Here is a 20,543-nt window from a genome sequence, read left to right on the forward strand (position 1 = left end):
ATGCAAGGCATAAGAAAGGGGGATCGAAATTGAACGGAAATGTGACCTATTACTATGGACACGCACTGACTGGGCAAGGAGTTAAACATTTATATAAAGAAATGATGGATGAGGCAGAATTAGTTTATATTTTGCAGGGTGCACCGACGTTTAAAGGATCTGAGCTTCTGAAAGAGCTTGGGTATTTTTATGTAAAGCAGGGCTTTTCGGTGGAGTGGTTTAAGCATGCTTTGCTGGAGGATGTTGTAGAGGCAGTATACGTTCAAGGCTGTAATCGATTATTTGTATGGTCATCGGAGTGGGGGATTGAACCGACTTTTCTTGGCACAAAGCATCGGGTGATGTCATTTTATGATTGCTTAGAAGAAATCCAGCTTGAAAAGGTTGGCGAACAGCTTGCTAATACGATGGCGGAACGAGAGTCATGGCGTGAGAAGTGTATTTCGTCGCTTACTAAAGCTATAAAGATTCATGATGATTGGGAAGTAGTGACACAGAGCTGTATGAACTGGGGGGCATTAAATGACCAGGTTGAACATTTAAAGGCAGAGGTTTTCCAATCGATGGTCTTAAACAAAACAGGTATGCGCACGCATCGCTTACTCGGAACGTTAACTCCGAGGGGGGCCGAAAATACAGTAGATAGTATAACGAAAAATGTATCTCGGAGATTGATGATCAAAGGGAAGCCAGGTACAGGTAAATCTTCGTTAATGAAAGGTTTGGCAGACGAAGCGAATGCGAGAGGGCTCGATGCGCAAATTATTTGGTGTGGCTTGGATGCAAACTCTGTTGATATGGTTCTTATCCCGGAATTAAATTTCTGCATCTTTGATAGTACGGATCCTCATATCTTTGATCCAGAGGACGGCAGATTAGGGGATGAAATTTTCGATATAGGGAAACATTGCGCAATTTCACAAGAAGCTGAAGTTCAAATTGAAGATATTCGAGCAAAGTATAAAGAAGCAATGCAGGATGCAATGGGTTATTCGAAGCGTTATGCGGAAGCGGAGTATACAGTCCGTCGCTTAATAGATAATTGTCTATCGTCATCTCTTTGGCGAGAAAAAACTGCCCCATTATTCGAAAGATTAACAAAGTAATTTTTCTTATAACATGCTTGTGCTACACTAGGAGCTAGAACAGTTTTCCTAGGAAAGGATGATACGCTTGTCAAAAGTATTGAATGCATTTTTAGATGAAAACCTACAAGACTTACATGAACAAGGCTTATACAATGAAATTGATCCAGTAGAGGGAGCAAACGGACCCATTATTCAGGTACGTGGCAAAAATCTAATTAATCTATCCTCAAACAACTATCTTGGCTTAGCAACGAATGAAGAATTAAAGCGTATTGCCAAAGAAACAATAGAGACATATGGTGTGGGGGCTGGAGCAGTCCGTACGATTAACGGTACACTTGATTTACACGTAAAATTAGAGGAAAAGCTTGCTGAATTTAAAGGAACAGAGGCAGCGATTTCTTATCAATCCGGTTTTAACTGTAATATGGCAGCAATTTCAGCTGTTATGGATAAAAATGATGCGATTCTTTCAGACCAATTAAACCATGCATCGATTATCGATGGCTGTCGTTTATCACGTGCCAAAATTATTGCCTATAATCACTCCGATATGGATGATTTACGTGCAAAGGCAAAGGCAGCAACAGAATCAGGCTTATACAATAAAGTCATGGTTATTACGGATGGCGTATTCTCAATGGACGGTGATATTGCAAAATTACCAGAAATCGTTGAGATTGCGAAAGAGTTTGATTTAATAACATATGTAGATGATGCGCACGGATCAGGGGTAACAGGTAAAGGAAAGGGTACTGTGAAGCATTTCGGTTTAGAAAAAGAAATCGACTTCCAAATTGGTACACTTTCTAAAGCAATTGGTGTTGTTGGTGGATATGTAGCTGGTAAGCAAAATTTAATTGACTGGCTAAAAGTGCGTTCTCGTCCATTTTTATTCTCAACAGCATTACCACCAGGTGATGTTGCTGCGATTACAGCAGCAGTGCAAATGCTGATTGACTCAACAGAGCTGCACGATAAGCTTTGGGAAAATGGCGATTATTTAAAGGCGGGTCTTGCTAAATTAGGCTTTAATATTGGCGAATCTGAAACGCCGATTACACCATGTATTATTGGTGATGAAAAGCTTACACAGGAATTTTCACGTCGCCTATTTGAAGAAGGCGTCTACGCTAAATCAATCGTTTTCCCAACAGTTCCAAAAGGTACAGGACGTGTTCGAAACATGCCTACAGCGGCACATACAAAAGAAATGTTGGACGGCGCTCTAGCAATCTATGAAAAAGTCGGCCGTGAACTAGGCGTTATTCAATAAAAAATTGGGCTGCCTCAATAGGAGGTAGCCCTTTTTATATTAACGTTCCGATAAATCGGTGAAACGTTCCGATAAATCTCAAAATTGTTCCGATAAGTCTCTTATCTCCACCTCAAACTGCCGGACGATTTATTCACTTTCCATCTTTTTTCACTAATGTAATATCACGTAGTCCCTTTATAGATATTGCCCCCGCTAAAGCGATGGAAACTTTTAATTCATCATATAAATTCGTCATTACTTTTTCGACTCCTTGCTGCCCATCTAATGCAAGTCCGTAGACGAAGGGACGACCAATGGCAACAGCATCAGCTCCTAAAGCGAGTACTTTAAGAGCATCCATGCCACGATACACACCGCTATCTAAAATGACAGGAACTCGTCCTTTTACAGCTTTCACAATATCAGGAAGGGCATCGAGTGAACCAATTACGCCATCCAATTGGCGACCACCGTGGTTTGATACGATAATACCGTCCATGCCGTTTTCAATAGCTAGTTTTGCGTCTTCGGGATGTAAGATTCCCTTCAGTAAAATAGGGAGATTAGAACGGCGCTTTAATTCACGTACATTCTCCCAATTTAATGTAGGATGGAACACATTTTGCAAAACGCCCTGTACATATGACTCGAATGAATCATCTGGTAAGGAAGCAGTAAAAACAGGATCATTCATATAGTTTCCTCGAGCATACCCAAGTTTTAAAGGTGAAAATTGATTGCGAACATCTTCTTCACGCCAGCCAAGCATGACGGTATCTACAGTTAAAACAATAGCCTCAAAACCAGCAGCCTCGGCTCGGGCGGCTATGCTATATGCAATTTCCTCATTTGTTGACCAATATAATTGAAACCATTTAGTAGCAGTGGGGGCTGTTTGTGCCACATCCTCAAGTGCATAGCTTGAAACTGTACTTTGAATATAAGGAATTTTTAACTGATCAGCCGCACGTGCCACGGCAAGCTCTCCCTCGTCATGTGCCATTTTGTTCATGCCAACAGGAGCAAATAAGAGCGGGGTTGGATGTACTTTTCCGAACAGCTCAATCGATGTATCAATACTTGAAACATCATGTAAAAAGCGTGGAATAATAGAGTATTTTTCAAAGGCTCCACGGTTATTCCGTAATGTTTGCTCACCACCAGCACCTGAACGAATGTAGCCAAACGGACCAGCTTCCATTTTTTCTGCAACAGCCTTTTCTAAATCTGCAAAGCAAATAGGGAAGGGGGCTTGTGCATTAATATTTTTTAACAGTAGATCACCATGTGTTGTTTTAGTCATCGTCATCCTCCTATTAATCTTTCTTAAGTTTCGCAGCAAAGCGGTTACCCATTGATTGAATAATCTGAACAAGGATGATTAAGATAAACACTGTCGCATACATCACATCGACCTCATAGCGTAAATGACCGTAACGATATGCGAGATCACCTAAACCACCAGCGCCAACCATTCCAGCCATTGCTGTTGCTCCTATCAGACCGATTGTGGCAATTGTTAAGCCTAAAATAATGGATGGACGAGCCTCACGTAGTAAGACATTCCAAATGATGTGACGACGTTTAATACCCATTGCTGTATAAGCTTCCACAACACCTGGATCAACTTCCAAAAGTGCCGTTTCCATAAGTCGTGCAATATAAGGTGCTGTATAAACAACAAGCGGCACAATAACACCTTTTACACCAATAGTTGTGCCAACGATCAGCTTCGTGAACGGTAAAATGAAGAATAGTAAAATAATGAACGGTACAGAGCGAATAATATTAATAAATAAATTGAAGAATTGATAGAGAAATTTATTTTCAAATGATTGCCCCGGACGAGTTAAAACGATTAAAAGCCCTAAAGGGATCCCAATTAAAATAGAAAACAATAATGAAATCCCGACCATTTGAAAGGTTTCGAAAATGGATTGCCCAATAACATCTGACCAGTCTGCAAAGAAACTTTGAATGCTATTCATTTAATTCGCCTCCTAATTCCTCAACGCATACCCCGTTTTCTATAAAATACGTAAGTGCCTTTTCAACGATATGTGCCTTACCGTGTAGATGCACGACAATATTACCGACGATGCCGTTTTTTAATTCAATGATATTGGCTGTTAAAATATTTGGTTGTACATCATAAACTTTGCTCACTTCTGCAAGTAATGGCTTCCCGGTACTTTCACCAAGGAATGTTAAGCGAATCACACTTCCGGAAAGATTTAATTGTTCGATTAGGGAAGAAGATAAATTACGTTGAGAAATAGTGTTTAAAAACTTTCGTGTCGTTGGGTGCTGAGGCTTCGAAAATAGTTCTATAGCAGAGCCATATTCCACAACCGTCCCTGATTCAAGAACGGATACATCATCGCAAATTTTTTGAATAACATTCATTTCATGTGTAATGAGTAAAATAGTGATGCCCAACTCACGGTTAATTTTCAAGAGAAGCTCGAGAATAGCTTCAGTTGTTTCAGGATCGAGAGCACTTGTCGCTTCATCACTGAGTAAAATCTCAGGCTCTTGGGCGAGGGCACGTGCAATAGCGACACGTTGCTTTTGACCACCCGAAAGTTGGCTAGGATAACTATCTAATTTCTCTGTTAGGCCAACAATTTCTGCATATTTTGCGACGCGTTTTTTCACTTCAGAGTCGTTATAGCCTAGAAGCTTTAATGGTACCGAGATATTGTTGTAAACGGTCGCTGTTTTTAAGAGATTAAAATGCTGGAAAATCATGCCGATTTTTTGACGTGTTTTGCGAAGGTCGTTTAAAGAAAGGGAAGTAATATCTACATTGTCGATCAATACTTTTCCTGTTGTTGGACGCTCTAATAAATTAACACAGCGAATAAGGGTACTTTTTCCTGCGCCACTGTAGCCAATAACCCCATGAATTTCACCTTTTTTGACATGCAGGTTAATGCCATCTACTGCCTTAACGATACCTTTTTTAGTTTTAAATTCTTTTGTTATATTTTCTAGTTGAATCATACTGTGAACTCTCCTTTCTAAGTCCTTCTATAAAGCAAGAATCTGCTAGCATTCCTATAGGAGTCTCGCAGATTCTCAATTTATGAAAGGCCCTTCATCGTTACTTACCAGCTTGGAATGATAGAACCTTTGAATTCCTCTTCAATAAATTTGCGTACTTCATCAGATTGATAGGCTTCAACAAATTTTTTAATCGCTGGGTCATCCTCGTTTTCAGCACGTACCGCAATGTAGTTTACATATGGAGAGTTAGTAGATTCTAAAAGAATGGAGTCTTTTTTAGGATCAATACCAGCATCAAGAGCGAAGTTCGTATTAATAGCTGCCACATCTACTTCACTAAGCTGCTTCGGAATTTGTGCAGCCTCTAATTCAATGAATTTAAAATTCTTTTTGTTTTCTTCCACATCGCGAATAGATGCTGTTAAGTCTGCACCTTCTTTTAATTTAATGATGCCTGCCTCTTGAAGAACAAATAGAGCACGAGCCCCGTTCGTTGGATCATTTGGTAATCCGAATGTAGCACCATCAGGAACTTCATCCAATGATTTATATTTATCAGAGTATATGCCCATAGGAGTTAAAATTGTTTTTCCTACTGGTACTAAATCTGTTTTGTGATCTTTGTTAAATGCATCGAGGAAAGGCTTGTGTTGATAACTGTTTACATCAAGATCACCCTCGGCTAACGATGTATTTGGTAAAACATAATCAGAGAACGTTTTTAGTTCTACCTCTAAGCCACTTTCTTTGGCAACTTTTGCTGCAACCTCTGCAATTTGTTCGTGTGGACCAGAAGTTACACCTACTACAATTTTATTTTCATTAATAGCCGTACCTTGACTACCTTTATCTTCATTAGTACCGCAGCCTACTAATGCTGCTACTAATGTGAGACTCGCTAAACCTAGTAAAATTTTGTTTTTCTTTTTCATGAGACATACCTCCAAAGTTGTTTTATCGGCTGGTAAAAATAAAAAAAACTCTCTTAAAAAAATTAAGAGAGGCTCATGAAAAAACGTCCTCTCTTATCTTTCAAACGATGATCGTTTGCTGGATTTGGCACCTTCCTTAAAAAAGGAGGTTGCCGAGCTTCATAGGGCCAGTCCCTCAGCTACTCTTGATAAGAGATTTATAATATTTTTTTGTAAATCCGATATATCTAATATAGATTATAGGATATAGTAAGTCAATCGAATTTTTGAAATATTTTATTTTGTTATACTATTTGATCGCGAAAGAGGCATGGGAATTCTTGCTAGGGTAGGGTGGAAATATTGTTATCAGGACAGTGTATTAGATAGTTTGATGAATCAAAGGTCATGTTCAATTTATCCGTTAGAAGAAGGGTTGAGGCAACCAAGAAAGATCATGAAATGAAAACTGCCCCTATAGCGAGTGTGAACTAATAGGACAGTTTTTGAATGGAAGGAAATCCAATGCTTATAAATTAAAGAAGTTTAATTTTTCAATTCGGCTGATTGCTTCACGTAAGCGATCTTCACTTACAAGTAAACCTACACGAACATAGCCTTCACCGTATTGACCGAAGCCATTGCCTGCAGCTACTGCGATATCAGCTTTATCGAGCAATACATCAGCAAACTGCTCGCTTGTATAACCTAATGGAACAGGGAGCCATGCAAAGAAAGAGCCCTTTGGTGCGGTTACTTGCCAACCAATTCGCTGTGCTTCTTCGATAAGAACATTTCGTCGACGCTCATAAGTCGCTCTTAGCTTATTCGCGCAATCCTGAGATGCTGTAAGGGCAACCGCTGCTGCTTGTTGTACGGCAGGGAATTGACTACAAAATAGATGATCTTGAATAAGATTAATAGCCGCAACAATATCAGCGTTACCAACTGCAAATCCAATACGCCAGCCTGCCATATTATATGTTTTAGATAATGTATACATCTCGATGCCGACCTCTTTGGCACCTTCCGCTTGCAGGAAACTAATAGGTTTCTTGCCGTCAAATCCAATTGCACCGTAAGCGAAATCATGTGAGACAATCATGTTGTGCTCTTTAGCAAAGCGCGCCGTTTCCTCGAAAAATTCAAGTGTTGCAGTACCACCAGTTGGATTGTTCGGGTAATTTAAGTAAAGAAGCTTTGCCTTTTCTTTTACTTCATTGGATAAAGCATTATAATCGGGCAGGAAATTATTCTCTGCGAAAAGTGGCATGACTTCAAAATTAACATCACCTAATACGACACCAGATAAGTAATCTGGATATCCAGGATCGGGTAATAACATTGTATCACCGGGGTTTAAAACCGCTAACGGCAGCTCAACAAGACCGATTTTTGTACCACCAAGAATAGCTACCTCAGTTTCAGGATCAATATCAACATTGTATTCACGTTTGTAGAAGTCTGCGGCTGCTTGACGTAATTCTACGATGCCACGGAATGGAGAATATTTATGATGTTGAGGGTTTTCAGCTGCTTCCTGTAACGCTTTTATAATGTGTTGGGGAGTGGGCTGATCTGGATTGCCTTGACCGAGATTGATAACATCGCGCCCTTCTGCTAAAGCAGAATTCACTTTTTGCACCAATGCTGCAAAAAATTGAGTCGGGAGTTGCTGTAGTTTTTTTGAGAATTCCATGCATGTTCTCCTTTTTAGAAAATAATAATTGATGCAAATAATATTACTTTTTTTACTAATTGTCTAGAGTCTCTATTTACAAAGATGGACGCACAAAATACAAGCAAAGAGCATGCGAGCCTAAGTACAAAGCCGATTCTTGACGTAATTATGCCAACATCTGAGGCATCTTAACAATGCCCGTAAAACATAGGTTTTGGCTTTACTTTTAAACCCTTTAAAATAATATTTAATTTTTTTTTTAATTACTGTAACTTTTATTAAACTTAATCGTACTAATTAATAGAATCTAAAACTAAGAGCAAAATTGATTAGTAAGATTCACTTTCGCGAAAAGGCCAGGGCTCACTTTATTGCTGAGATCCTGGTCTTTTTGTTTTTGTTCCAAAGCTGCTCTTAGCTCAGACAACAGCGATATCATTTTTACTTGTAGTATAATGAAAAATAGAAAAACACAAATGCAGAAAAAGAAATATTTTTGGGACTAGGGGAGGAATTAAGATGAAAATTGGGTGTATCCAACTAAATGTTGGTTTTGGCAAAGTAGAAGAAAATTTTGCTCGTGCGGAGGACAAGATTCGTGAAGCGGCAAAACAAGGTGCAGAAATCATTGTACTACCGGAAATGTGGAATACAGGCTATGCACTTGAAAAATTATCAGAGATTGCAGATGTGGATGGAGAACGTTCGAAAGCATTTTTATCAAACTTAGCGAAAGAGCTTGGCGTACATATTGTTGGGGGCTCTGTTTCGACGAAGAAGGGCGATAAATTTTACAACACGATGTATACGTTTGATAGCAACGGTGAGTTAGTTGGTGAATATAACAAGGCACATCTTTTCCGTTTGATGGACGAGCATTTATATTTAGAAGCAGGGGATGAAATGAATCGCTTTGCCCTTGGTGATATCGAGGCTGCAGGCGTGATTTGCTATGATATTCGCTTCCCAGAATGGCTACGTGCTCACGCTTTAGAGGGCGCAAAAGTATTGTTCGTACCGGCACAATGGCCAACGCCGCGTATCGATCATTGGAACACATTGCTGCAAGCACGTGCCATCGAAAATCAATGCTTCGTGATTGCTGTTAATCGTATATCGAGAAAAGTAGAAAACTTCAATGGTCAATCAATGATTATTCAACCGTGGGGCGAAGTGCTTTGGGTTGGTGCAGAGGATGAGGAAGTAGCTGTCATTGACGTGGACTTCTCGATTGTCGATGAAGTACGGGGCAGAATTCCAGTGTATGACGACCGCAGACCAACGTTATATAGTGGAGTAGTTACCGAAAAATAAAATCTGATAGCACGCTCATAGCGACTTTGAGCGTGCTATTCTTGCAACATCGCTGATCAATCATAAATCAGCAGTTAGTTTTTATCCTCAATTAAAGAATTGGCGAGCAACATAAATTCAAGCGTAATTCGATTATGCCCCTTCATGAAATTTTTCCCTAAAAGACTTTCAAGCTTTTTTAAACGATGGTAGAGCGTTTGGCGTACGATGAACAGTTGATTTGCGGTTTGTTGTTTAGAGCCGTTCGTTTGCAAATATACTTGCAGCGTTTCTAATAGCTTACTATTATATTTTTTGTCGTATTCAATAACTGGCTGTAAATAATCTTGAATCACTTCCTGTAAATTTACTTGCATCTGTAATTTATAGATGAGGTGAAACAAATGTAAATCATCATAAAAATAAGATGTAGTTTGTACTTTACTGCAAATATACAATGTTTCGAGTGCAGTTTGATAACTCTTCGGTATTTCCTCTACGTCTGCAACGACTTTGCCAATGGCAACTTGATACCCTTGAACTAGTTGTTTTTTATAAAAATCGGTTTTCTGCAGGGAAGAAACTAACGTATTTAATAATTCGCGACTAGATTTACTATCTTTCTTATGGAGTAAAATAAAAATGACATAGCTTTTTCTTTCATATAGAAATGGTATAAATCCATTTTGCTCAAAAAGGTTTCGATAGTAGAGCTTGCTGTAGACAATATCCTCTTGTACTTTAGAGACTGCATTAGGCGTTGCTAACATAAAAACAGCCCCGCTAGAAAGCTTATAGTTAGAATGATAGGTAACGATAAATTTATAAATTTCCTCTTTCGATAGTTTTTGATCAATCCAATCTCCTAAAATAGAGGCATCCTCAATGTCCCTTTTCTCTTCAATATAAAATTCTCTCATTAAAAGTTGTGCTAAGGCAGTAGCTGTACGATCTAAAATAAGTAATTCAAACTCTGAGAATAGACCATCCTCTCTATAGAGCGTTAAATCTGCATAATGCTGGTCAAAAATAAAGATGGGCTCATTTTTAAATACGGGTGCTGATTTTTTCAGCGTAACTAGTTGCTGGCGCTTAGTATGCGGCATATTTGGAAAAAAGATAGGCTCTCGACCTTTAATAGAAAAGACAATTTGTGTCTTCAATTCATGATACATATTTTGTAAAACATCTTCTGCGTTTTGTCCTAATAAAGCATTTTTATTTAATGCTTGGGAGTAGGATTCTAAAGTAGAGATCATTAAATATTGCTGATTCATAATTTGACTATGTAAATCTTGTGTAATACGGACGAAAGGAACCGTGTCATGAAAAACGATAATAGGGAAGCTGTGCCGGTTAGCAAGAGCTACAATCACTTCTGGGATGGTCTGTATGGAAGTCCCGTATTCAATGCACAATGCCGCGCAATTTTTTTCGATTAAGGATTCCACGAAAAAGATAAAGTTCTCGATGCTGTGCTGAAGGCTAATTCCTGTTGTTAAAACTAATTCATCACCAGCTAGAAAATTATCTACTTGTATAATTTCAATGACATGAGCCCACTTTACAATTCGTAATAAACCATCCTCACCAGCTACGACCTCCGCACTTTGGAAGTATGTGTTTTCTAATACATCCTTCACTTGAAGCTTAAATTGACTCATGTTAACTTCCCTCCTTTTAACATAGATATTTTTCTAGTTTTCTCATTGAGGTATTATTTTTGCTGAAATTAACTTAAATATTATATTTTTAGAATGTTTAGTCTATTTTACATTATGTTTAAAACAAATGTATAGAATTTTACAGTTTGTCTATACCTTCGTTTCTATGTAACATGTAAAATTTTAGTAAGCGGTAATCCAATCTAATAAAAGAGGTGAGCTGAATATGGAGCAACAAACGCATTTACAGAGAGGGTTAAAGAAAAGGCATATGACGATGATCGCGATTGCGGGGGTTATCGGAGCGGGTCTATTTATGGGAAGTGGCTCAGTAATTAACCTTGCTGGCCCTGGCGCAATTTTATCTTATATATTTGCGGGCATTATCGTTATTCTCGTCATGCGAATGCTTGGAGAAATGGCAGCTGTCAATCCAACAAGTGGGTCTTTTGCGCATTATGCACATGAAGCCATTGGTCCGTGGGCTGGTTTTATGATTGGCTGGTTATATTGGTTTTTCTGGGTTGTTGCCATTGCTTTAGAGGCAACTGCAGCAGCTGCAATCATTCAATATTGGTATGATAGGATTCCTTTATGGTTACTAAGTCTTTTATTAACTGTCGCACTTACTTTAACAAATGTCCTTTCCGTAAAAGCTTTTGGTGAATTTGAATATTGGTTCTCTCTTATTAAGGTTGCGAGTATTATAGCTTTTCTTGGACTTGGTGCATTTATTATCTTGGGTATCGCACCTAATTTTAATGCAGTAGGTACTGCTAATTTAATCGGTGAGGGTGGCTTTTTACCGAATGGTTTTGGAGCTGTCCTGATGGGGGTAGTCATTGTTATTTTCTCCTTTATGGGCACAGAAATTGTGGCCATTGCGGCAGGGGAATCTGACGAACCGTTAGCAGCAGTGACAAAAGCTACGAATTCAATTACTTGGCGTATTTTGATTTTCTACGTGGGATCGATAACGGTAGTTGTCACATTATTACCTTGGCATTCCTCGGATATTTTAACTAGTCCCTATGTCGCAGTGTTGGATTACATCGGAATACCCGCAGCTGCACAAATCATGAATTTTGTTGTTTTAACAGCGGTTTTATCGTGCTTAAACTCTGCGCTTTACGCTACATCTCGAATGGTATTTTCTTTAGCGGAAAAGGGGGAGGCCCCAAAGGCATTTTTGAAATTAAATAAAAAGGGTTCACCTGTTAATGCTATTTTAACAGCGACATTCTTCTCTTATATTGCCGTTATTATGAACTATGTTTCACCAGATAAAGTGTTTATGTTTTTACTTAGTTCATGTAGTGCAATTACATTGATTCTTTACTTAATCATTGCATTTTCACAATTAAAAATGCGCCGGAAAATAGAGAAAGAGAACCCCGAGCTATTAAAAGTGAAAATGTGGTTATTCCCATATTTAACGTATTTCACAATCTTGGTTATAACAGCATTACTGATCGCCATGTTCTTTATTGAATCGATGCGTTCACAAATCTTATTTACATGCATCGTAGTGGCAGTAGTGATGATTTTCTATTTAGTTACACAAAAGAAAAAGTCGCCTAACCCGGTAGATGAAGCTAGCTCTATTTTCCAAAAGGAAGAGTTGGATTTTGAATAACTATAAACGAGGAGTGGGGAAATTATGAAAGTTCAGCAAAAAATGAAAACATTATCACATTTTATTAATGGTGTTGAAACAGCTGGTACTAGTGGTCGTTACGCAGACGTGTATAATCCAACAACAGGAGAGATCATTGCGCAAGTTCCGTTAGCAACTAAAGATGAAGTGAAGCAGGCTATCCAGCTAGCAAAGGCAGCATTTCCTGCATGGAAAAAGACATCGATTGGCAAACGGGTTGAGGTTTTACATCGTTTCCGTCAGTTATTAGTAGAAAGACAGGATGAGCTTATCGAAGTCATTTGTGAGGAAAGTGGGAAAACAAAAGAAGATGCAAAGGGCGAAATTGTTCGTGGCATTGAATCCGTAGATATGGCAATCAGTGCCCCGCAAATGCTGAAGGGAGAATACTCGGTGAATGTAGGCGGCAATATTAATGCCTTCTCTGCAAAAGCCCCACTTGGAGTTGTTGCTACAATTGCTCCATTTAATTTCCCTGTTATGGTGCCGCTAGCTATTACGAGTATGGCAGTTGCAGTAGGAAATGCAGTGATTTTAAAGCCATCTGAGCGTGTGCCAATCTCGGCATTATATTTAAGTAAGTTATGGAAAGAGGCAGGACTGCCAGATGGCATTTGGACAGTTGTTAATGGTGATAAAGAAGCGGTTAATGAACTGCTTGAAAATAAAGAGATACAAGCAATTTCATTTGTTGGATCTACACCTGTTGCGGAATATATTTATCAAACAGGGACGAAGCACAATAAACGTGTCGCTGCATTTGGTGGCGGAAAGAACTTTATGATTGTCATGCCTGATGCAAACCTAGAGCAAACAGCTAATGCCTTTCTAGGTGCAGCATTTGGAGCGGCGTCTCAGCGTTGTATGGCTATTTCTGGAGCAATCGTCGTTGGGAAAGATACGGAGCAACGCTTTACAGAAATATTAAAGGATAAAATCTTGAAATTAAAGGTTGGTCCATATACAGATGGCGATGTAGATTTTGGCCCAGTTATTACGCAACAATCAAAAGATACGATTCTTCGATATATCGATGGTGCTGTTGAAGAAGGGGCTAATCTTGTAACGGATGGCCGAAATCCGAAAATATGCGAAACGTCTAAAGGCTTTTACCTTGGACTGACATTGTTAAATAACGTAACTCCACAAATGACTATTTTTAAAGAGGAAGTTTTTGGTCCTGCGCGTATTGTTGTAGGTGTCGAATCCTTACAAGAAGCTATTGATTTAATTAATGACCACGAACTCGGGAATGGTGTCACGATGTTTACGAGCAGCGGTTCGGCGGCGCGTAAATTCCAGGAAGAAATTGAAGTAGGAATGGTAGGCGTTAATGTTCCGATTCCGATTCCAGTTGGCTATCACAATTTTGGCGGATGGAAGCGCTCTAAGTTTGGTGAAGGGCATATGTTTGGGCCGGACCAAGCACGATTCTTTACGAAAGCGAAAACAATTTCTGAACGCTGGCCGGATGAAACAGAGGATACGACAAGTTCATTTGCGTTTCCAAGCAATAACGATGTGACTAAGTGAAAATAACATAAAGGGGTGTATAGATATGGTTCAAGTAAATCTTAAAAGTGATATTTTAAAGAAAGATGAACAATATGTATGGCATTCAATGAAACCTTACAATCCACAAGCAACATATGTAGTTGAAAAATCAAATGGTGCGAGGATCGTTGATACAGATGGCGTTGAATACATCGATGCAATGGCAGGATTATGGTGTGTAAATGTAGGCTATGGACGCAAGGAATTAGCAGATGTTGCCCATGAGCAAATGATGAAAAACGCCTATGCTCCTTTATCGCAGGGACATTTACCAGCAGTTGAACTGGCTGAAAAAATCAATGAAATGCTTGGTGGAGATTATGTTATTTTCTTCTCCAATAGTGGGTCAGAGGCTAATGAAACTGCGTTTAAAATTGCACGTCAGTATCATCAACAAAAAGGAGAAAGCTCTCGCTATAAAATCGTTTCTCGCTACCGTGCCTATCACGGGAATTCTTTCGGAGCTTTGGCTGCGACAGGGCAAGCGGAACGCAAATATAAATATGAACCATTATCTCCTGGCTTTATTCATGTAGCGCCACCTGATCAATATCGAGAACATGAAAGTGATACACTTGCTCCAACAGATTTAGCAAGCGTAAAGGCTGTCGATAAAACGATGACGTGGGAGCTAAGTGAAACAGTAGCCGCGATGATTTTAGAGCCAATTATTACAGGTGGGGGCGTCATTATGCCTCCGGAGAACTACTTAAAGGGCATTGAGGAAGTATGTAAAAAACATGGAGCATTAATGATTGTAGACGAAGTAATTTGTGGCTTCGGTCGAACAGGTAAGCCATTTGGATTCATGAACTACGGCGTAAAACCAGATATTATTACGATGGCCAAAGGGATTACAAGTGCCTATTTACCATTATCAGCTACAGCGGTAAAACGAGAAATTTATGAGGCATTCACTGGCTCTGATGCATACGGCTATTTCCGCCATGTTAATACATTTGGTGGATCACCAGTCGCATGTGCGGTTGCATTAAAAAATATTGAGATTCTTGAGCAAGAAGCATTATTTGAAAGATCTACTGAAGTTGGAGCTACTACCCTCCAAACACTTCAGCAAGCATTAGGTAATCACCCGAAAGTTGGGGATGTTCGAGGCAAAGGCTTATTAATGGGCATCGAGTTAGTGTCAGATAAAACGTCGAAGGAGCCTTTACCAGTAGATAAAGTAAATGCTGTTATTGCCGCATGTAAGGCGCAGGGGGTTATTATAGGTAAAAATGGCGCAACTGTTGCAGGCTTTAATAACGTATTAACATTATCTCCACCACTTAATATTGTACAAGAGGATCTTGATACAATCATAAAAGTTGTGATTGATAGTATTCATAAAGTGCAGGCATAATATAAAATCTAAAAGTAAAGCTGTCTCTAAAGTCGTAAAATACTTTTGAGACAGCTTTTTGATTGTCTTATAGCATAAGAAAGGCAAGGCGCAGTAGGAGTATGAACAAAGCTCCCCCTGTTAGGAATAGCAATAATAAGATTCTCCTTTTTATAGTGTTGTTCATACCCGTCACCTTACTCTTTTGTAGTTTTAAACATGTAGCCACTATAAGAATTGTAGATAATCAACACAATGCCCATTAACATGAAATTGGAGATGAGTGAACTTCCGCCGTAGCTTAAAAATGGTAATGTCATCCCTGTTACAGGTAAAAGTCCAATGGTCATACCGATATTTTGTGTAATTTGGAAGGCTAATAAACTAGAAATACCAGCTCCCATCAACGTCATAAATGGGTCCTTTGCTTGTACTGTAATAAGAACAATGCGGTAAATAACGAAGAATAAAAGAGCAATGACAAATGCCCCGCCGATGAACCCGAGCTCTTCAGCAATGTTTGCGAAAATGAAATCTGTATGCTTTTCCACGACATAGACATTATTGTTCATGTAACCTTTTCCGGTAAACTGCCCTGTACCAATTGCTGAAAATCCCTGCCTCGTTTGAAAAGATGAGTCCGGATATTCATTTGGCTGCAACCATCCATTAATTCGAGAAACCTGATGCCCTGACATTTTATTTAAAATTTTGTCTGTAAAAAATTCATTAAATTTTACATATAGAATAGCCACAACGCTGAGAATTGATACTGGAATGACTGTAAAAATTATTAGCAATTTTTTTTGTATACCTGAAAAGAAAATCATCGGTACAATCATCGACATATAAAGCATGACCATGCCCGTATCAGGTTGCTTGTAAACAGCAAGCATAGGGGGAAGAGTGATAATAGCAATGATGAAGAGTAGTCGCATATCCGTTAAAAAAGTAGGGCGCACAAATTTTTCTCGATGTGCCACAATAACCTTACTAACAACGATTAAAAGCGCGAACTTTAAAAACTCTGACGGCTGAAATGATCCTAACATTGGAATTTGGTACCAACGCTTCGCCTCATTGACAGTCCGGGCTATACTTTCGGGTGCAATGAATAAAGCAAATGTTAATAAGACCATCGCCCAATAAAATGGCCATCCTATTTTTTTAAGCTGCTCAATATCAAGTGTTGCTACTCCATACATAACTAAAAATCCGATTAGGTAATAAAAAAGCTGCTTTGTAATAAACGAGCTTGTATACTGCTCAAACACTGTGCTACTGGAATGAACGAAGAGACAACTAATGATACCGAGCAATGACAAGCTAATGACTAAAGTTTTATCTAATTTATTAAACTGTAACATTCAAACACCTCCTTTGATCAATGGTGTAATAGTTGCTGTGCTACTAAAAACACTTAGCAAAATGAAGATAAACTTAAACCATACTATTAATAGACAACGATAGGAAATGAAGAAGGTTGCGAAATAAATGATTATTATGATTATTGGAAATTATAAATCGTTTTTACTATTTTGTTAATTTTACATTTGATGCTATATGAGTGAATTCGTAGGATTACCAAGATGACGTTTGGTTGATTTATGTACGGAAGCAAAGCTGTGGGAGGTTGCGAGGGAAGTAAAGCTCTTCAACATAATGTGGAGGCAATTTCTTAATCGTATCGGCATGTTCTTGCAGGTATTTGATGAGGACTAATATCATGACACCCTGAGGTGGATATGGGATAAATTTCACAACTCTTCGCGAAATCTTTACAAAAACAAAACACTAGCTTTATATCTTCATACTATTATTATTGGTAAGAGTTGGAGAAGGAGCCGAAGATGATGCGTTTTTTTCGATACATAATGGTGAAGGACAAGCTACTTGTACTGATGATTGTTTGTGTACTATCGAATGTATTGCTAGGTATTTTTAGTGTTGATTATTTACGGAAAATGTCATGGCATGCAAGTGAAAGCTATACAGAGGGACTTGTGCCGATCGGATGGTTAAATGAACTAGAGGAGTCACAACGACAATTAGATTATTTAGTGAGTTCAGCTGGGGTTTATCGAGAAATGTCTGGCATTTTAAAAAATGCTGAGCAGCCTTTAAATCATTTAGAAAGTCTAGAAATCGATAAAAAGATGAACCATCAGATGAAGAAATTGAAGACCTTGCTAGCACAGCAAGTGGACTTGATTGATCGCTATAAGCAATTGGGTCGCAATGAACAACAATCATTTTATGCGCAATCGTATTTGCCTGTAAGCCAGCAAAGTCATTCATTATTAGAAGATATTCAAAGCTATTTGGTTCAGAGGGCTACGGAACAGCAACAGACATATCTGAAAGATGTACAATTTGGTTATTGGCTATTAGGTGGAGTATGTTTATTTGTTGTTTTGCTAGTCATCTGTATAGGGTTTATAGCAACAAAAGCTGTGAATATACCAACGCGTCAATTGAAGTCATTATTAAAGCGTGCAGAGCAGGGTGACTTCACCGCGAATGCCAGTTATGTGGCACAGGATGAGCTTGGCGAAGTCGTATTGTCTTACAATCAAATGGTCACAGAGGTGAAAAGACTACTTCACACAGTATCAAATAGTGCACATGAGGTTGAAGAAATGACTGGGAAACTGCAGGAATCATCCGAGCAATCGTCTAACACGACACGTAAAATTGCAAAGGATGTGCAGTCCATTTCAAATTCAACTGCTGCTTCTACTGAGAAATTAGCTTCCAATACAGCGTCGCTAGAGGAAGTGCTAAATGGTGTGCAAGTGATTTTAGAAAAGGTACAGGTTGTTGAAAACTTTGCTCATAAAACTGCACGGGATGCAGAAAGCGGTACGGAAATTGTACAGGCAAATTTAACACAAATACAGGCTATTAAACGGGCAGTTGAAAAATCGAATACTGCCATTTTTAATCTTGTAGAAAGAGCAGCTACAATCGATCAAATGGTTGAGGTAATTGAAAAAATTACAGCGCAAACAAACCTCCTAGCCTTAAATGCATCTATTGAAGCTGCTAGAGCAGGGGAGCACGGTAAAGGATTTGCTGTTGTGGCCAATGAAGTACGAAAGCTTGCAGAGCAGACAGTCCACTCAACAAAAACGATTACGTCCATCGTACAAAACATTCATTTAGATTCTAGCTATGCTGTGCAAATGATGGATGGAGTGTTAGTCGCAACTGAAAAGGGCGTACAGGTTACCGGGGATACAGCGACAAGCTTTGATCAAATTTTAGAAAAAGTACATACAATGAAGCCGTATATAGTGGAAGTATCTGCAACCGTTCAAGAAATTGCTAACCATACGAAAAAAGTTAGTGATGATGCGGCGATGTTAACATCATTTTCGGATACAAATGCAGCATCAACTAAACATGTAGCTACTTTAACTGCTGATCAGTTAACCGCGCAGCAGCAATTCCATGATTATATTAAAGAGCTACATAAGGTATCGAAAGTTTTACAAATAGCCGTAAAGCGTTTCTCAATTTAATAAGAACAAAGGACCTTTTTTTGAATACAAGGGAGGTTCTTTTTTTTGGCAAGTAAGGGCAAGATCATTTCAATGTACAATGCTATTATGAAAAATGAACAAATGTACTTTCTAGGTGTACATATTTATTTTGTATGTTTGTCTTGTACAATATTTTGTAGGGCTCATATACTGATAGTAAAGGGTTTTTACTGTCTATCTTTCAAAATTCTAAATATTATGGTTGTATTTTTAATATGAACAAATTATAATGATAATCATCAGAAGTGTTGTTAAATCAATGTTTGTTTATATATCAGTGTACTCTGTAGGAGTACAATTGTTCACAGGTGGAGGTTTGGAGAAATGAAAAAGATAATGGTTACAGGTGCACTAGGTCAAATAGGTTCTGAGCTTGTAGAAAAACTTCGTGGTATTTATGGAGAGGACAATATATTAGCGACAGATATTCGGAAGCTTGAGCATTCTAAAGGTCCGTTTGAAGTATTGGACGTTACGGATGGACAAAGAATGCATGATTTAGCGAAGGATTTTGGTGCAGATACAATGATGCATTTAGCGGCGTTATTATCAGCAACAGCGGAAAAAAACCCGTTGCTTGCGTGGAATTTAAATATGGGTGGTTTAATGAATGCGTTAGAAGTTTCGCGTGAGTTAAACTTGCAATTTTTCACGCCGAGCTCAATAGGCGCGTTCGGTCCGTCGACACCGAAGGATAATACACCACAGGATACATTACAGCGTCCAACAACTATGTATGGGGTAAATAAAGTTGCTGGTGAGCTATTATGTGATTATTATTTCGATCGTTTTGGTGTAGATACTCGTGGTGTCCGCTTCCCAGGATTAATTTCATACGTAACTCCTCCAGGAGGTGGAACGACAGACTATGCAGTAGAAATCTTCTATGAGGCGATCAAGCAAGGGAAGTACACGTCTTATATTCAAGAAGGTACGTACATGGACATGATGTACATGCCAGATGCATTGCAAGCTATTGTAGATTTGATGGAAGCTGATAGTAGCAAACTAATCCATCGCAATGCCTTTAATATCACTGCAATGAGCTTTGAACCATCTGAAATTGCGGCAGAAATTAAAAAACATTTGCCACATTTCCGTATGGATTATCATGTAGATCCAGTACGTCAGGCGATAGCAGATAGCTGGCCAAATTCTATAAATGTAGAAGCGGCACAAAAAGAATGGGGCTTTAAAGCGCAGTATGACTTAGCTAAAATGACAGTTGATATGCTAGAAAAATTAAAAATTAAGCTACAAACAAAAGCTTGTTCATAGATGAAATTAAAACGGATGAAGAAAACAATTGAGTTTTCTTCGTCTTTTTTATTTTGATGGGCGATTATTAAAGTTTGGGATGACATTTGGTAAACGTATCTATATAAAAGTTGATGGAGTGGAGGCTGGACACCCCCAGGAAAGCGCCCAGCCGGAACGGAAATCAACCCACGTTATGCCGATGAGACTATTTTAGGGAAACTTAACAATAAAAAGAAAATTATTGGAATATATAGCGTAATTTATAATTTTCCAATATAATC

Annotated in this window: 15 protein-coding genes and 1 riboswitch; of the genes, 8 read left to right on the forward strand and 7 right to left on the reverse strand. The window is 38.7% G+C overall.

What is annotated here, in order from left to right; translation table 11 throughout:
* Positions 1-29: 29 nt before the first annotated feature.
* Together ACQKN4_RS00100 and ACQKN4_RS00105 are read left to right on the forward strand one after the other, a co-directional pair.
* A complete protein-coding gene (locus ACQKN4_RS00100; protein ID WP_079559307.1) occupies positions 30-1,106 on the forward strand; it encodes a nucleotide kinase in 1,077 nt (358 codons plus the stop codon).
* A 58-nt stretch (positions 1,107-1,164) separates the two neighbouring features.
* Complete coding sequence (locus ACQKN4_RS00105) at positions 1,165-2,364, forward strand: glycine C-acetyltransferase (protein ID WP_170938865.1); 1,200 nt, start codon at positions 1,165-1,167, stop codon at positions 2,362-2,364.
* Positions 2,365-2,497: 133 nt separating this feature from the next.
* Here the strand turns inward: ACQKN4_RS00105 and ACQKN4_RS00110 are convergent, their stop codons facing one another.
* The 5 genes from ACQKN4_RS00110 to ACQKN4_RS00130 all read right to left on the reverse strand — a co-directional run bounded on the left by ACQKN4_RS00110 (position 2,498) and on the right by ACQKN4_RS00130 (position 7,965).
* Entirely contained in the window at positions 2,498-3,649 is a 1,152-nt protein-coding gene (locus ACQKN4_RS00110; RefSeq protein ID WP_427481573.1) for an alpha-hydroxy acid oxidase, read from the reverse strand.
* A 13-nt stretch (positions 3,650-3,662) separates the two neighbouring features.
* Entirely contained in the window at positions 3,663-4,334 is a 672-nt protein-coding gene (locus tag ACQKN4_RS00115) for a methionine ABC transporter permease (RefSeq protein ID WP_079559310.1), read from the reverse strand.
* Positions 4,327-5,352: a methionine ABC transporter ATP-binding protein gene (locus tag ACQKN4_RS00120; protein WP_079559311.1), complete on the reverse strand. Its 1,026-nt coding sequence runs from the start codon at positions 5,350-5,352 to the stop codon at positions 4,327-4,329. The genes ACQKN4_RS00115 and ACQKN4_RS00120 overlap by 8 nt, the downstream gene beginning before the upstream one ends.
* Positions 5,353-5,456: 104 nt before the next feature.
* Positions 5,457-6,287, reverse strand: coding sequence for a MetQ/NlpA family ABC transporter substrate-binding protein (locus ACQKN4_RS00125; protein ID WP_427481576.1), 831 nt, complete (start codon positions 6,285-6,287; stop codon positions 5,457-5,459).
* A 90-nt stretch (positions 6,288-6,377) separates the two neighbouring features.
* Positions 6,378-6,482, reverse strand: a riboswitch (SAM riboswitch).
* Positions 6,483-6,795: 313 nt separating this feature from the next.
* Positions 6,796-7,965: a pyridoxal phosphate-dependent aminotransferase gene (locus ACQKN4_RS00130; protein WP_079559313.1), complete on the reverse strand. Its 1,170-nt coding sequence runs from the start codon at positions 7,963-7,965 to the stop codon at positions 6,796-6,798.
* Between the two features lie 501 nt (positions 7,966-8,466).
* On the opposite strand from ACQKN4_RS00130, the gene ACQKN4_RS00135 reads away from it, so the two are divergent.
* Complete coding sequence (locus tag ACQKN4_RS00135; RefSeq protein ID WP_079559314.1) at positions 8,467-9,261, forward strand: carbon-nitrogen family hydrolase; 795 nt, start codon at positions 8,467-8,469, stop codon at positions 9,259-9,261.
* Positions 9,262-9,335: 74 nt separating this feature from the next.
* On the opposite strand, the gene ACQKN4_RS00140 is transcribed toward ACQKN4_RS00135, so the two are convergent.
* Complete coding sequence (locus ACQKN4_RS00140; protein WP_427481579.1) at positions 9,336-10,904, reverse strand: PucR family transcriptional regulator; 1,569 nt, start codon at positions 10,902-10,904, stop codon at positions 9,336-9,338.
* A gap of 226 nt (positions 10,905-11,130) precedes the next feature.
* Between ACQKN4_RS00140 and ACQKN4_RS00145 the strand changes: the two genes are divergently transcribed.
* The 3 genes from ACQKN4_RS00145 to ACQKN4_RS00155 are packed head-to-tail and all read left to right on the forward strand — an operon-like array spanning position 11,131 to position 15,478.
* Positions 11,131-12,540 (forward strand): amino acid permease, encoded by a 1,410-nt coding sequence (locus ACQKN4_RS00145; protein WP_427481581.1) that lies wholly within the window; start codon positions 11,131-11,133, stop codon positions 12,538-12,540.
* 24 nt (positions 12,541-12,564) lie between these two features.
* Positions 12,565-14,094, forward strand: coding sequence for a CoA-acylating methylmalonate-semialdehyde dehydrogenase (locus ACQKN4_RS00150; RefSeq protein WP_427481583.1), 1,530 nt, complete (start codon positions 12,565-12,567; stop codon positions 14,092-14,094).
* 25 nt (positions 14,095-14,119) lie between these two features.
* Positions 14,120-15,478 (forward strand): aspartate aminotransferase family protein, encoded by a 1,359-nt coding sequence (locus ACQKN4_RS00155; protein WP_079559318.1) that lies wholly within the window; start codon positions 14,120-14,122, stop codon positions 15,476-15,478.
* Between the two features lie 176 nt (positions 15,479-15,654).
* On the opposite strand, the gene ACQKN4_RS00160 is transcribed toward ACQKN4_RS00155, so the two are convergent.
* Complete coding sequence (locus ACQKN4_RS00160; protein WP_427481585.1) at positions 15,655-16,824, reverse strand: FtsW/RodA/SpoVE family cell cycle protein; 1,170 nt, start codon at positions 16,822-16,824, stop codon at positions 15,655-15,657.
* A 483-nt stretch (positions 16,825-17,307) separates the two neighbouring features.
* Between ACQKN4_RS00160 and ACQKN4_RS00165 the strand changes: the two genes are divergently transcribed.
* Positions 17,308-18,981 carry a methyl-accepting chemotaxis protein gene (locus tag ACQKN4_RS00165; protein ID WP_427481587.1) on the forward strand — a complete coding sequence of 558 codons (1,674 nt, stop codon included), beginning with the start codon at positions 17,308-17,310 and terminating at the stop codon, positions 18,979-18,981.
* Positions 18,982-19,326: 345 nt separating this feature from the next.
* A complete protein-coding gene (locus ACQKN4_RS00170) occupies positions 19,327-20,280 on the forward strand; it encodes an L-threonine 3-dehydrogenase (RefSeq protein WP_079559321.1) in 954 nt (317 codons plus the stop codon).
* Positions 20,281-20,543: the final 263 nt, after the last annotated feature.

The organism is Lysinibacillus sp. NPDC093692 (genome assembly GCF_050280125.1).
In the GTDB taxonomy this organism is placed as follows: domain Bacteria; phylum Bacillota; class Bacilli; order Bacillales_A; family Planococcaceae; genus Lysinibacillus.

What these genes read in the sequence shown, in the direction of transcription:
- ACQKN4_RS00105 (WP_170938865.1), top strand. Translation starts at nt 1,165, where the DNA reads ATGATACGCTTGTCAAAAGTATTGAATGCATTTTTAGATGAAAACCTA.
- ACQKN4_RS00110 (WP_427481573.1), bottom strand. Translation starts at nt 3,649, where the DNA reads ATGACTAAAACAACACATGGTGATCTACTGTTAAAAAATATTAATGCA.
- ACQKN4_RS00115 (WP_079559310.1), bottom strand. Translation starts at nt 4,334, where the DNA reads ATGAATAGCATTCAAAGTTTCTTTGCAGACTGGTCAGATGTTATTGGG.
- ACQKN4_RS00120 (WP_079559311.1), bottom strand. Translation starts at nt 5,352, where the DNA reads ATGATTCAACTAGAAAATATAACAAAAGAATTTAAAACTAAAAAAGGT.
- ACQKN4_RS00125 (WP_427481576.1), bottom strand. Translation starts at nt 6,287, where the DNA reads ATGAAAAAGAAAAACAAAATTTTACTAGGTTTAGCGAGTCTCACATTA.
- ACQKN4_RS00130 (WP_079559313.1), bottom strand. Translation starts at nt 7,965, where the DNA reads ATGGAATTCTCAAAAAAACTACAGCAACTCCCGACTCAATTTTTTGCA.
- ACQKN4_RS00135 (WP_079559314.1), top strand. Translation starts at nt 8,467, where the DNA reads ATGAAAATTGGGTGTATCCAACTAAATGTTGGTTTTGGCAAAGTAGAA.
- ACQKN4_RS00140 (WP_427481579.1), bottom strand. Translation starts at nt 10,904, where the DNA reads ATGAGTCAATTTAAGCTTCAAGTGAAGGATGTATTAGAAAACACATAC.
- ACQKN4_RS00145 (WP_427481581.1), top strand. Translation starts at nt 11,131, where the DNA reads ATGGAGCAACAAACGCATTTACAGAGAGGGTTAAAGAAAAGGCATATG.
- ACQKN4_RS00150 (WP_427481583.1), top strand. Translation starts at nt 12,565, where the DNA reads ATGAAAGTTCAGCAAAAAATGAAAACATTATCACATTTTATTAATGGT.
- ACQKN4_RS00155 (WP_079559318.1), top strand. Translation starts at nt 14,120, where the DNA reads ATGGTTCAAGTAAATCTTAAAAGTGATATTTTAAAGAAAGATGAACAA.
- ACQKN4_RS00160 (WP_427481585.1), bottom strand. Translation starts at nt 16,824, where the DNA reads ATGTTACAGTTTAATAAATTAGATAAAACTTTAGTCATTAGCTTGTCA.
- ACQKN4_RS00165 (WP_427481587.1), top strand. Translation starts at nt 17,308, where the DNA reads ATGATGCGTTTTTTTCGATACATAATGGTGAAGGACAAGCTACTTGTA.
- ACQKN4_RS00170 (WP_079559321.1), top strand. Translation starts at nt 19,327, where the DNA reads ATGAAAAAGATAATGGTTACAGGTGCACTAGGTCAAATAGGTTCTGAG.